Consider the following 11799-nt stretch of genomic DNA (forward strand, 5'->3'; position numbering starts at 1 on the left):
ATATGCGCAAGCATAGGTTTATATTCGCCCATCAGCTTTTTCGGCACCCACTCATTTCAGGTGAAGCGATGCAGGCGCAATTGATCGCGCTCGATTGGGGAACCAGCTCCCTTCGTGCTTATAAACTCGGCCCCGCAGGCGTGGTGCTGGACCAGCGTTCGCTGGCGTGGGGCATCATGCATTTGCCCACCGAGCCCAGGGATATCGCGGGTGTACGTTGCAGCGATGGTTTCGAGTTGGCGTTCGATGCGGCGTGCGGTGACTGGCTCGATGCCCAGCCCAACCTGCCAGTGATCGCTTGCGGCATGGTCGGTAGCGCCCAGGGCTGGAGCGAGGCGGCCTATCGCAATACACCCGTTGACGTCGCCAGCCTCGGCAAGGCATTGCATCGCGTACGCAGCATGCGGGGAACCGATGTGTATATCGTGCCCGGTGTGATCGAGCAGGTCGGCCTGCCCAATGTGATGCGTGGCGAAGAAACCCAGGTGCTGGGCGTGTTGCAAGGGCTTGGCGCTGACGTGTTGATCGGCCTGCCCGGCAGCCATTCCAAATGGGTCGAGGTGGCCGAGGGTTGCATCACCCACTTCGATACCTTCATGACGGGTGAGCTGTTCGCGGTGTTGAGCAAACACAGCCTCCTCGGGCGTACCCAGAAAATAACCGAAGCGTTCCAGGCCGAAGCGTTTGATCGTGGCGTGCAGGTGGCGCTCTCGGAAGACGGTCGGCGCGGCGTGCTGTCGACGTTGTTCAGTGCGCGCACGCTTGGGCTCACGGGCGAGTTGGCGGGCGACCAGCAGCCTGACTACCTGTCCGGCTTGCTCATTGGTCATGAGCTCGCGGGCTTGCCGGCCGGCGCCAGACACAAGCCCATCATCCTGGTCGGCGCTGCCGCCCTCTGCGCCCGTTACCAACGCGCCCTCGCCCTGTGCGGCTTCGACCACGTGAGCCTGGCGCAGGAAGCCACCGAGCGTGGTCTGTGGCAATTGGCGGTGGCTGCCGGGCTCACTCAACCTGCATTGGAGACCTGACATGCTCAAGCAAGCGCTGGCACACAACGGTTTGATCGCAATCCTGCGCGGTGTACGACCGGACGAAGTCCTGGCGATCGGCCAGGTGCTGTACGAGGCGGGCTTGCGTGTCATCGAAGTCCCGTTGAACTCGCCGGACCCGTACACCAGCATCCGCACGCTACGCGACGGCCTGCCCGCCGATTGCCTGATCGGCGCGGGTACGGTGTTGACCCCGGAACAGGTCGAGCAGGTCAAAGCCGCCGGCGGTCAGGTAATCGTCATGCCTCACAGCGATCCTAAGGTGTTGCGCGCAGCGAAAGCGGCGGGCCTGTTCCTGTCGCCCGGGGTAGCCACGCCGACCGAAGCATTTGCCGCCCTGGCCGAAGGCGCCGACGTCTTGAAATTGTTTCCGGCCGAGCAAATCGGCCCGTCGGTGATCAAGGCGTGGCTGGCGGTATTGCCGACGGGCACGTTGCTGCTGCCGGTAGGCGGCATTACCCCGGACAACATGCAGGTGTTCATCGATGCTGGTGCCAAGGGGTTCGGGCTGGGTTCCGGGTTGTTCAAGCCGGGTATGACGGTGGATCAGGTTGCGAGCCGTGCCCAGGCGTATGTCGCCGCCTGGAACACCCTGAGCTGACTTCAAGTTCCGCGCCCAAGGGCGCTGCATCTATAAGAGAGATAACAGATGAAAATAACCAAACTGACCACCTTCATCGTCCCGCCGCGCTGGTGCTTCCTCAAGGTTGAAACCGATCAGGGCGTGACCGGCTGGGGTGAGCCTGTGGTCGAAGGGCGCGCCCACACCGTGGCGGCTGCCGTCGAAGAGTTGTCCGACTACCTGATCGGCAAAGACCCACGCAATATCGAAGACATCTGGACGGTGCTCTATCGCGGCGGTTTCTACCGTGGCGGCGCGGTGCACATGAGTGCCCTCGCCGGCATCGACCAGGCGCTGTGGGACATCAAGGGCAAGGCCCTCGGCGTGTCTGTCAGTGACCTGCTCGGTGGCCAGGTGCGTGACAAGATCCGCGTGTATTCGTGGATCGGCGGCGACCGTCCGGCCGATACCGCCCGTGCCGCCAAAGAGGCCGTGGCCCGTGGCTTTACGGCGGTGAAGATGAACGGCACCGAGGAGTTGCAGTTCGTCGACAGCTTCGAAAAAGTCGACCTGGCCTTGGCCAACGTCGCCGCTGTACGGGATGCGGTCGGCCCTAACGTCGGCATCGGCGTCGACTTCCATGGTCGCGTGCACAAGCCCATGGCCAAGGTGCTGATGAAGGAACTGGACCCGTACAAACTGATGTTTATCGAAGAGCCGGTGCTCAGTGAAAACTACGAAGCGCTCAAGGAACTGGCGCCGCTGACCAGCACCCCGATTGCCCTCGGCGAGCGGCTGTTCTCGCGCTGGGACTTCAAGCGCGTGCTCAGCGAAGGCTACGTCGACATCATCCAGCCGGATGCGTCCCACGCCGGAGGCATCACCGAAACCCGCAAGATCGCCAATATGGCCGAAGCTTACGACGTGGCCCTCGCCCTGCACTGCCCGCTGGGCCCGATTGCCCTGGCGGCGTGCCTGCAACTGGATGCTGTGTGCTACAACGCGTTTATCCAGGAGCAAAGCCTGGGTATTCACTACAACGAGAGCAATGACTTGCTCGACTACGTGCGCGATCCGGGCGTGTTCGACTATGACCAAGGCTTCGTCAAGATCCCCAACGGCCCAGGCCTGGGCATCGAGATCAACGAGGAATATGTGATCGAGCGCGCTGCCATCGGCCATCGCTGGCGCAACCCGATCTGGCGCCATGCCGACGGCAGCTTTGCCGAATGGTGATCCCCTCCTGAAAGAGCTCGGTAAAAATGTGGGGGGAGCAAGCCTAATGCCAGTCAGTTAAGCGTAAGTGCCGGCTGTAGGAGCGAGCTTGCTCGCGAAAGACGTCAACGATAACGCAGCGTATCCGGTTTAACGCGGCGCTCTCAGGTTCTTCGCGAGCAAGCTCGCTCCTACAAAAAGCCTTAACTGACTTGCATTAGGGGAGTAAGCCCCTCCCACATTTTCATTCGGTTTCTTTAGTCAGATTTTCCCCGGACCTCAATAAACATAAGAAGAGGCACCCCCATGCAACCTGAATCCTTTACTGGGCAGGCGTCTTTAGTCACGCCGAGCAGAAAGCGTTTCTTCATCATGCTGTTGTTGTTCATCACCGTGGTGATCAACTATCTCGACCGTAGCAACCTGTCGATTGCCGCGCCGGCGCTGACCAGTGAGCTGGGCATCGACCCTGTGCATGTCGGGCTGATCTTCTCCGCCTTCGGCTGGACCTACGCCGCCATGCAGATTCCCGGAGGTTGGCTGGTGGACCGAGTGCCGCCGCGCATTCTCTATACGGCTGCATTGCTGTTGTGGTCCGTCGCCACCGTAATGCTGGGTTTTGCTGCCAGCTTTATCGCGCTGTTTGTGCTGCGCATGGCGGTGGGTGCGCTGGAAGCGCCGGCTTATCCGATCAACAGCCGCGTAGTCACCACGTGGTTTCCCGAGCGCGAGCGCGCTACCGCCATCGGTGTCTACACCTCCGGGCAATTTGTCGGGCTGGCGTTTCTCACGCCGGTATTGGCCTGGCTGCAGCACGCATTCGGCTGGCACATGGTGTTTGTCGTCACGGGCGGCGTGGGCATTGTATGGGCGTTGATCTGGTATGCGGTGTACCGCGAACCGAAGGAATTCAAGGGCGCCAATGCTGCTGAAATCGAATTGATCCGCGAGGGCGGCGGCTTGGTGGACATGCAGGCGAAAACCGTCAAGGCGCCATTCAGTTGGGTCGACCTGGGCATCGTGCTGAGCAAGCGCAAACTCTGGGGTATTTACCTGGGGCAGTTCTGCCTGAACTCCACGCTGTGGTTTTTCCTGACATGGTTCCCGACCTACCTGGTGAAATATCGCGGTATGGACTTCATCAAATCCGGCTTGCTTGCGTCGCTGCCCTTCCTGGCGGCGTTTGTCGGCGTGCTGTGCTCGGGGATTTTTTCCGACTGGCTGATTCGTCGCGGTGCGTCGGTGGGCCTTGCGCGCAAGCTGCCGATCATCGGCGGGTTGCTGATTTCCACGGCGATCATCGGCGCCAACTATGTGGAATCGACGGCATGGGTGATTACGTTCCTGGCCGTGGCGTTTTTCGGCAATGGCTTGGCTTCCATTACGTGGTCGCTGGTGTCGACGCTGGCACCGGCGCGTTTGCTCGGGCTGACCGGGGGCGTGTTCAATTTCATCGGTAACTTGTCGGCGATTGCCACACCGATAGTGATTGGCTTTCTGGCGAGCGGCGATTCGTTTGCGCCGGCGATCACCTACATCGCTGTGCTGGCGTTGCTTGGGGCTCTGTCCTACGTGCTGCTGGTGGGCAAAGTCGAACGCATAGAGATTTAGGCTACACCCTGTGGCGAGAGAGCAAACCCTCTCGCCACACCGGCATTCCGGCTCTAGTACAGCGCGCCATCCAGGATCTGATAGACGATGCTGGTGCCGATGGCGATCAATACGATATCGCCACCGGAGCGACGCCATTCATACCCGGGGTATTGCGGCAGATGGGCCAGGGCTCGCCCGTCCAGGCGTTCGCCGTAGTAGTTGCGCGGCAGCGGCTGACCACGCACCAGGCGCACGCCGGGAGGCGGTGGCGGGCCACGGCGGAAATCGTTGTGGTTGTCACGGATCACCTGGCGTACCGGGCCGAAATCTTCCGGTGGGCCACCCCGGTGGTTGGATGGCGGGCCACGGTGGTCGTCGCCGCGTTGTTCGTGCTGACCTTGCGGCCCACCTCGGTCGGGGCCGGGGCCGCCACGCTCATCGTAGGGCGCGGCCTGCGCCAGGGCACTCGCGCCGAGCATCAGCGCGCCGAGACCAGCGATCCAGCGTTTAGGCATTTTCATGGGGGCTTTCCTCAGTACTGCACGAACAAAAAAGGGATTTCGAACCGGGTTCGAAATCCCTTGGTCTTGTCAGTTTAGGTATTGATTCGTGCGTATGATTCCTCTGTATCAGGAACTTTACCTATCGCTACACCGCCTTTACGTACGGGCGGCGCGAACACCTTCCGACAGCGCCGCGCACAGGCTCAATACGCCATCAATCGCCTGTTGATCATTTTTGGCAGTGGCGATGTGATCGATCAGTGCCGAACCCACCACTACACCGTCCGCCAGGCGGGCGATGGCCGCTGCCTGTTCCGGCGTGCGGATACCGAAGCCAATGCTGATCGGCAGGTCGGTGTGCCGACGCAGGCGGGACACGGCCTCCTCGACGTGTTCCAGGGTGGCCGCGCCAGCACCGGTCACACCCGCTACCGACACGTAGTACACAAAGCCGGAGCTCCCGTTGAGCACGGTCGGCAGGCGCACATCGTCGGTGGTCGGCGTGGTCAGGCGGATAAAGTCGATACCGGCAGCCTGGGCCGGGTCGCACAGCTCGGCGTTATGCTCTGGCGGCATGTCGACCACGATCAGACCATCGACACCGGCTGCCTTGGCGTCGCTGATGAACTGCGGCACGCCGTATTTGTGGATCGGGTTGAAGTAACCCATCAGCACCAGCGGGGTGTCGTTGTTGTCTTGGCGGAACTCGCGAACCATTTGCAGGGTTTTCGCCAGGTTCTGCTTGGCGGTGAGCGCGCGAATGTTCGCCAGTTGAATGGCCGGGCCGTCGGCCATCGGGTCGGTGAAGGGCATGCCCAGTTCTATCACGTCGGCACCGGCGGCAGGCAAGCCCTTGAGGATCGCCAGCGAAGTGTCATAGCCCGGGTCGCCGGCGGTGACGAAGGTCACCAGGGCGGCGCGGTTTTGTTCCTTCAGGTGCGTAAAGCGGGTTTGCAGGCGGCTCATCAGTGTTTCTCCTGCGGGGCATGCTCTTGTTGAGAAAGGTCCAAGTGGTGCATCACGGTTTGCATGTCTTTGTCGCCACGGCCTGAAAGGTTGACCACCATCAGGTGATCTTTGGGCAGCGTCGGTGCGCGTTTGAACACTTCGGCCAGGGCGTGGGCGCTTTCCAGGGCGGGAATAATCCCTTCCAGGCGGCAGCACTTGTGGAAGGCATCCAAGGCTTCGTCGTCGGTGACCGAGGTGTATTGGACGCGGCCGATATCGTGCAACCACGCGTGTTCAGGGCCGATGCCGGGGTAGTCGAGGCCGGCGGAAATCGAGTGGGCGTCGATGATCTGACCGTCATCGTCCTGCAGCAGGAAGGTACGGTTGCCGTGCAGCACGCCCGGTACGCCACCGTTGAGGCTGGCAGCGTACTTGCCGGTTTCGATGCCGTGCCCGGCCGCTTCAACGCCGATGATCTCCACGCTCTTGTCGTCCAGGAACGGGTGGAACAGGCCCATGGCATTCGAGCCGCCGCCGATGCACGCCACCAGGCTGTCCGGCAGGCGGCCTTCCTGGGCTTGCAACTGGTCGCGGGTTTCCTTGCCGATCACGGCCTGGAAGTCGCGCACCATCGCAGGGTATGGGTGCGGGCCGGCCACGGTGCCGATCAGGTAGAAGGTGCTGTCGACGTTGGTCACCCAATCACGCAGGGCTTCGTTCATCGCATCCTTGAGGGTGCCGGTGCCGGCGACCACGGGGATCACTTCGGCGCCCAGCAGCTTCATGCGGAACACGTTGGCCTGTTGGCGCTCGATGTCGGTGGTGCCCATGTAGATCACGCACTGCAAGCCGAAACGCGCCGCCACGGTGGCGGTAGCCACGCCGTGCATGCCCGCGCCGGTTTCGGCAATGATGCGTTTTTTACCCATGCGCCGTGCCAGCAGGATCTGGCCGATGCAATTGTTGATCTTGTGCGCGCCGGTGTGGTTCAGCTCTTCGCGCTTGAGGTAAATCTTGGCGCCGCCGCAGAACTCGGTCAGGCGCTCGGCGAAGTACAGCGGGCTTGGACGCCCGACATAGTCGCGCTGGAAGTAGGCCAATTCCTCTTTGAACGCCGGATCTTCCTTGGCCGCTTCGTATTCACGGGCCAGGTCGAGGATCAACGGCATCAAGGTTTCAGCGACGTAACGGCCGCCGAACGCGCCGAACAGGCCGTTGGCGTCTGGGCCGTTGCGTAGATCGGTCTGGGACTGAGTCATGGGACGCTCCAGGAAAAAATGCATGTAGAAAACAATGAGGGCCACTCTACCCCCTCACGCGCCACGCTGAAAACCGATAAGATTGCCGCAACCTGTCAGGAAAACTCACAGATGAGCCGAGACCTTCCGCCCCTTAATGCCCTGCGTGCATTTGAAGCCACAGCCCGCCTCAATAGCGTCAGCCTGGCTGCTGAACAGCTGCACGTGACGCATGGCGCGGTCAGCCGCCAGCTGAAAGTGCTGGAAGAACACTTGGGCGTCAGTCTTTTCAGCAAGGAAGGCAGAGGCCTTAAACTCACAGATGCAGGCCTGCGGTTGCGGGACGCCAGTGCCGAGGCGTTCGAGCGATTGCGGGATGTGTGCGCCGAACTCACCCAGGGCGGCGCGGATGCACCCTTTGTGCTCGGCTTGTCGGGGAGTTTGCTGGCGCGTTGGTTCATCCCGCGTCTCGGCCGTTTGAACGCCGACCTGCCGGATTTGCGGCTGCACCTGTCGGCGGGTGAAGGCGACCTTGACCCGCGTCGTCCGGGGCTGGATGCGCTGCTGGTCTTCGCCGAACCACCGTGGCCGGCGGATATGCAAGTGTACGAGCTGGTCAGTGAGCGTATCGGGCCGGTCATGAGCCCACGTTTCGCGGATTTCGAGCGCCTGCGCGAGGCCCTGCCGCAAGCCTTGTGCGGCCAGCCGCTGTTGCATACCACCTCACGCCCGCAAGCCTGGCCCAGTTGGGCGCGACAACACGGCATCGATCCCGGCACGTTGAAGCACGGCCAGGGTTTTGAGCATTTGTATTATTTGCTGGAAGCGGCGGTAGCGGGGCTTGGCGTGGCGATAGCACCTGAACCGCTGGTCGCGGAGGACCTGCGTGCGGGACGCCTGGTAGCGCCGTGGGCTTTCAGTGAAACCCCGGCGCACCTGGCGTTGTGGCTACCCAAGCGCGCCGCAGATGGGCGCGCCCGGCAACTGGCGCAATGGCTCAAGGCTGAGCTGGCGCGCCAGCCTGTTTAATCACCGCGTTTGCAGAGCAGGTAAGCGGCCAGCAAGCCCAATGCGCCAACGGCGACACCGGCTGTGGTCCACGGGTGTTCTTGTGCGTAGTCCCGGGTCGCGGCACTGGTTTCGCGGATTTTGACTTTACTTTCTTCGTAGGCGTCGCTGATCAGGTGGCGGGAGTGCTTGAGAGCATTCTCGGCATTGCTTTTCAGGGCCTTCAGGGTTTTGCGCGACTCATCGGAAGCATCGTCCTTGAGGCTCTCAAGGGACTTGAGCAGGCTCGAAATCTCGGCTTCCATGCTTTCCAGCGATGCTTTGCGTAAAGAAGTGTTGGCCATTTGGACTCTCCTGAAGTGATTGAGTGACGTGTGTAGATACCGACTCCTGGGTTTTCAGAAAGTGCAGTAAATCTGAACTTTAGGGTAGGAACGGTCGCCAGAAGCAGTACGAACATTCACTGCTACGCTGATTAAAGCCCTCAGGAGAAACGCTATGTCTGATCACCACACCTACAAGAAAGTCGAACTGGTCGGTTCCTCGACCACCAGCATCGAAGACGCCATCAACAATGCCCTGGCCGAGGCCAACAAGAGCATCAAGCACTTGGAGTGGTTTGAAGTGACTGAAACCCGTGGTCACATCAAGGACGGCAAGGCCGCGCACTTCCAGGTCACGCTCAAGGTGGGGTTCCGAATTGCCAGTAGTTGACCTCGCCGGTTGAACTTGCTGACTGGCCGATTGCCATAACCTGCGCTACAACCTTAGGGTGCCGATGCAACGCGCGTCGGCACGTTCTTTTCGATCAGCGCAAGGAAAGTAACGGATGAAGAAGTTCCTGTTAGCGGTAGGCTTGTTGAGCATTGCGGGTACAGCAATGGCAGCGAAAGACTGCGGAGAGCTGAAAAGCGAGATCGCGGCGAAAATCGATGCCAAAGGTGGATCGCACTACTCCCTGGAGATCGTGGATAAAGGTGCTTCAGCCGATGGCAAAGTAGTTGGCACCTGCGGCGGCGGTACCAAGGAAATCGTCTACAAACGCGGTTGATACCGTGTACCAGACATAAAAAACCGACGCGAGTGCGTCGGTTTTTTTTCGCCTGGAGGGTTTAGCCCTTCATCAACTGCGCCAACAACTCGTAGGAATGAATTCGATCGGCGTGTTCGTACAGGTCGCAGGTAAAGATCAGCTCATCGGCTCCGGTCTGCTCGATCAACACCTCAAGCTTGGCGCGGATCTTCGCCGGGCTGCCGACCATGGCCAGGCCGAGAAAGCTGCCAACTGCCTCTTTCTCATGGGGCAACCACAGACCGTCCATGGTTTTTACCGGTGGGCGCTGTACCAGGCTCTGCCCGCGCATCAGCGCGAGAATGCGCTGGTACACCGATGTGGCCAGGTAATCGGCCTGTTCGTCGGTATCGGCAGCCACCAGAGGAATGCCGAGCATCACGTAGGGCTTATCCAATACGGCTGAAGGCTTAAAGTGGTTGCGGTATACGCGAATCGCCTCATGCATCAGGCGCGGTGCGAAGTGGGAAGCGAAGGCATAGGGTAAACCGCGCTCCCCCGCGAGCTGCGCGCTGAACAGGCTGGAGCCCAGCAGCCACACCGGTACGTTGGTGCCGGTGCCCGGGACGGCGATCACCCGCTGGTCTGGCGTGCGTGGGCCGAGGTAGGCCATCAGTTCAGCCACGTCTTCCGGGAAGTCGTCGGCGCTGCCGGAACGTTCCCGACGCAGGGCGCGGGCGGTCATCTGGTGGGAACCGGGAGCGCGACCCAGGCCCAGGTCGATACGGCCGGGGTAGAGGCTTTCCAGGGTGCCGAACTGTTCGGCGATCACCAGTGGCGCGTGGTTGGGCAGCATTACGCCGCCGGAGCCGACGCGGATGGTCGAGGTGCCGCCCGCCAGATACCCCAGCAGCACCGAGGTGGCCGAGCTGGCGATGCCATCCATGTTGTGGTGCTCAGCCACCCAGAAACGGTTGTAGCCGAACTTTTCCACGTGCTGGGCCAAGTCCAGGGAATTGCGCAGTGACTGCGCCGGGCTGCCGTTGGCCCTTACGGGTACGAGGTCGAGGGTCGAAAATTTCACGTCGGACAGCGATTTCATAAGCCAGCTTCTCCATTGGGTGCGCAGGCTTAATAGACGAACCAAAACCTGCCGCTTCATGTGCATCTCCCTGCAATGAGGGCATATACCCGAGATTCAATAGATGATCGTAAAATTTCCTACCGGAGCACTAGGTTTTTCCGACAAAGTGAACTTTGCAAAAGCTTCTATCCTCAGAACGCCTACTGACGCAAAAACCACCGTTCGAGGAGATAGCTATGAGTATCAAGAAAAAAGCATCGGCTCATTGGGAAGGTGATCTGAAGACAGGTCTGGGGTCCATCTCGACCGAAACCGGCGTACTACGCGAAGCGCCCTACGGCTTCAAGGCACGTTTCGAAGGCGGCAAAGGCACTAACCCTGAGGAACTGATTGGTGCTGCTCATGCCGGCTGTTTCTCCATGGCGTTTTCCATGATTCTTGGCGACGCCGGCCTCAAGGCTGACAGCATCGACACCCAGGCGGAAGTGACCCTGGACCAGGTGGAGGGTGGTTTTGCGATTACCGCCGTGCATTTGATTTTGAAAGCCAAGATCCCGGGCGCCAGCCAGGCGCAATTCGATGAGTTGAGCAAGAAGGCCAAGGAAGGTTGCCCGGTGTCCAAGGTGCTGAACGCAACCATCAGCCTGGATGCGACGCTCGTTAACTAACGCGGCCAATCCAATGTGGGAAGGCCCAAGTCGCAGCGCCCTTCCCACATTTGTTCTGCGTCAAAATCAGAACTCGTATTTCCCGGATGTGGTCATATAGGCTATGCAGCCTTAGGCGCACACCCGTGCGCAGGCATTCAGGGAGCTTCACACATGAAACGTTTTGCCTTGGCGATCATTTGCGGTGCGTTGGCCACTTCGGTTGTGGCCGCGCCAAAAGATTGTGAAGAGCTCAGGAAAGAGATCGAAGTGAAGATCCAGGCCAAGGCGATTCCGTCCTACACCTTGGAAATCATCACCGCTGAAGAAGCCAAGAATCATGACATTGCCATGATTGTCGGCTCCTGTGAAAACGGCACCAAGCGCATCATCTATCAAAAAAACAACGACTGATCACAGGCAGTTGACGCTGCGCTCTTCAGCCAGCAATTGGCGGGCGGCGTTATATAAACGGATATTCGGCGTGTAGGCCAACGAGCGCCCCTCCAGGCGATAGCGTTGGCCGGCTTCGAAGTGATCGTATTGCAGCGTAATGAAACAGGTACGGTCAGTTGTCTGCCCAAGCCCGCCGAAGCTGCCACCCGTGGGTACCTCAAAATCAAACCGCACCATCAGCTCATGGCTGCCGGGCGGCACTTGGAAAAAACGCCCGTCGTTGAGGTTCTTGCCATCCAGGCGCTGGGCCATGACCAGCTTGGCGCCCGGCGTTGGCGTGGCGAAATCGATCCAGGCCTGATGTGGGTCGGCAGGTGGAACCGGGGTTGAAGCGCAGGCGCTGAGAAACAAGACAGTGAGGCAAAGCAAAAGCTGGCGCATGGAGGGCACTCCGGCGGTAGGAAAGCGTAGGACAGACTCTGCTATCAGTATAAACACGCGACGCCATGGAAAAATTCTGCGCAGGCAGGCTAGTCTGGCGGGC

The 11799-nt window shown here is 60.4% G+C and carries 15 protein-coding genes; 9 read left to right on the forward strand and 6 right to left on the reverse strand.

What is annotated here, in order from left to right:
* The first annotated feature begins 68 nt into the window (after positions 1 to 68).
* From M5B97_RS11070 to M5B97_RS11085, 4 genes are all read left to right on the forward strand, one after another.
* Positions 69 to 1028, forward strand: coding sequence for a 2-dehydro-3-deoxygalactonokinase (locus M5B97_RS11070; RefSeq protein WP_248731480.1), 960 nt, complete (start codon positions 69 to 71; stop codon positions 1026 to 1028).
* Between the two features lies 1 nt (position 1029).
* Entirely contained in the window at positions 1030 to 1650 is a 621-nt protein-coding gene (locus M5B97_RS11075; RefSeq protein ID WP_123716689.1) for a 2-dehydro-3-deoxy-6-phosphogalactonate aldolase, read from the forward strand.
* Positions 1651 to 1698: 48 nt separating this feature from the next.
* Positions 1699 to 2847: a galactonate dehydratase gene (dgoD, locus tag M5B97_RS11080; RefSeq protein ID WP_003170741.1), complete on the forward strand. Its 1149-nt coding sequence runs from the start codon at positions 1699 to 1701 to the stop codon at positions 2845 to 2847.
* Positions 2848 to 3132: 285 nt separating this feature from the next.
* Entirely contained in the window at positions 3133 to 4437 is a 1305-nt protein-coding gene (locus M5B97_RS11085; RefSeq protein ID WP_248731481.1) for an MFS transporter, read from the forward strand.
* Positions 4438 to 4490: 53 nt separating this feature from the next.
* Here M5B97_RS11085 and M5B97_RS11090 read toward each other — a convergent pair whose 3' ends face one another.
* The 3 genes from M5B97_RS11090 to trpB form a co-directional block, all read right to left on the reverse strand.
* The gene (locus M5B97_RS11090; protein WP_123716692.1) at positions 4491 to 4940 is read right to left on the reverse strand and encodes an anti-virulence regulator CigR family protein; all 450 of its coding nucleotides are present in this window, start codon (positions 4938 to 4940) and stop codon (positions 4491 to 4493) included.
* Between the two features lie 138 nt (positions 4941 to 5078).
* Positions 5079 to 5888, reverse strand: coding sequence for a tryptophan synthase subunit alpha (gene trpA, locus M5B97_RS11095; RefSeq protein WP_248731482.1), 810 nt, complete (start codon positions 5886 to 5888; stop codon positions 5079 to 5081).
* Positions 5888 to 7129 carry a tryptophan synthase subunit beta gene (trpB, locus tag M5B97_RS11100; RefSeq protein WP_248731483.1) on the reverse strand — a complete coding sequence of 414 codons (1242 nt, stop codon included), beginning with the start codon at positions 7127 to 7129 and terminating at the stop codon, positions 5888 to 5890. The genes trpA and trpB overlap by 1 nt, the downstream gene beginning before the upstream one ends.
* 111 nt (positions 7130 to 7240) lie before the next feature.
* Between trpB and M5B97_RS11105 the strand changes: the two genes are divergently transcribed.
* On the forward strand, positions 7241 to 8137 hold the full coding sequence (locus tag M5B97_RS11105) for a LysR family transcriptional regulator (RefSeq protein ID WP_248731484.1): 897 nt from the start codon (positions 7241 to 7243) through the stop codon (positions 8135 to 8137).
* Here the strand turns inward: M5B97_RS11105 and M5B97_RS11110 are convergent.
* Positions 8134 to 8460, reverse strand: coding sequence for a DUF883 family protein (locus M5B97_RS11110; RefSeq protein ID WP_003187304.1), 327 nt, complete (start codon positions 8458 to 8460; stop codon positions 8134 to 8136). The genes M5B97_RS11105 and M5B97_RS11110 overlap by 4 nt on opposite strands.
* 154 nt (positions 8461 to 8614) lie before the next feature.
* On the opposite strand from M5B97_RS11110, the gene M5B97_RS11115 reads away from it, so the two are divergent.
* Positions 8615 to 8830: a dodecin gene (locus M5B97_RS11115; protein WP_005783406.1), complete on the forward strand. Its 216-nt coding sequence runs from the start codon at positions 8615 to 8617 to the stop codon at positions 8828 to 8830.
* Between the two features lie 115 nt (positions 8831 to 8945).
* Positions 8946 to 9167: a DUF1161 domain-containing protein gene (locus tag M5B97_RS11120; protein WP_123716696.1), complete on the forward strand. Its 222-nt coding sequence runs from the start codon at positions 8946 to 8948 to the stop codon at positions 9165 to 9167.
* Positions 9168 to 9228: 61 nt separating this feature from the next.
* On the opposite strand, the gene M5B97_RS11125 is transcribed toward M5B97_RS11120, so the two are convergent.
* Positions 9229 to 10230 carry an LLM class flavin-dependent oxidoreductase gene (locus tag M5B97_RS11125; protein WP_248731485.1) on the reverse strand — a complete coding sequence of 334 codons (1002 nt, stop codon included), beginning with the start codon at positions 10228 to 10230 and terminating at the stop codon, positions 9229 to 9231.
* Between the two features lie 218 nt (positions 10231 to 10448).
* Between M5B97_RS11125 and M5B97_RS11130 the strand changes: the two genes are divergently transcribed.
* Both M5B97_RS11130 and M5B97_RS11135 read left to right on the forward strand, forming a co-directional pair.
* Positions 10449 to 10880 (forward strand): OsmC family protein, encoded by a 432-nt coding sequence (locus tag M5B97_RS11130; protein ID WP_123716698.1) that lies wholly within the window; start codon positions 10449 to 10451, stop codon positions 10878 to 10880.
* Positions 10881 to 11033: 153 nt separating this feature from the next.
* A complete protein-coding gene (locus tag M5B97_RS11135; RefSeq protein ID WP_123716699.1) occupies positions 11034 to 11273 on the forward strand; it encodes a DUF1161 domain-containing protein in 240 nt (79 codons plus the stop codon).
* On the opposite strand, the gene M5B97_RS11140 is transcribed toward M5B97_RS11135, so the two are convergent.
* The gene (locus M5B97_RS11140; RefSeq protein ID WP_248731486.1) at positions 11274 to 11696 is read right to left on the reverse strand and encodes a hypothetical protein; all 423 of its coding nucleotides are present in this window, start codon (positions 11694 to 11696) and stop codon (positions 11274 to 11276) included.
* Positions 11697 to 11799 lie beyond the last annotated feature (103 nt).

The sequence above is a fragment of the Pseudomonas sp. MWU13-2517 genome (genome assembly GCF_023242545.1).
GTDB lineage: Bacteria > Pseudomonadota > Gammaproteobacteria > Pseudomonadales > Pseudomonadaceae > Aquipseudomonas.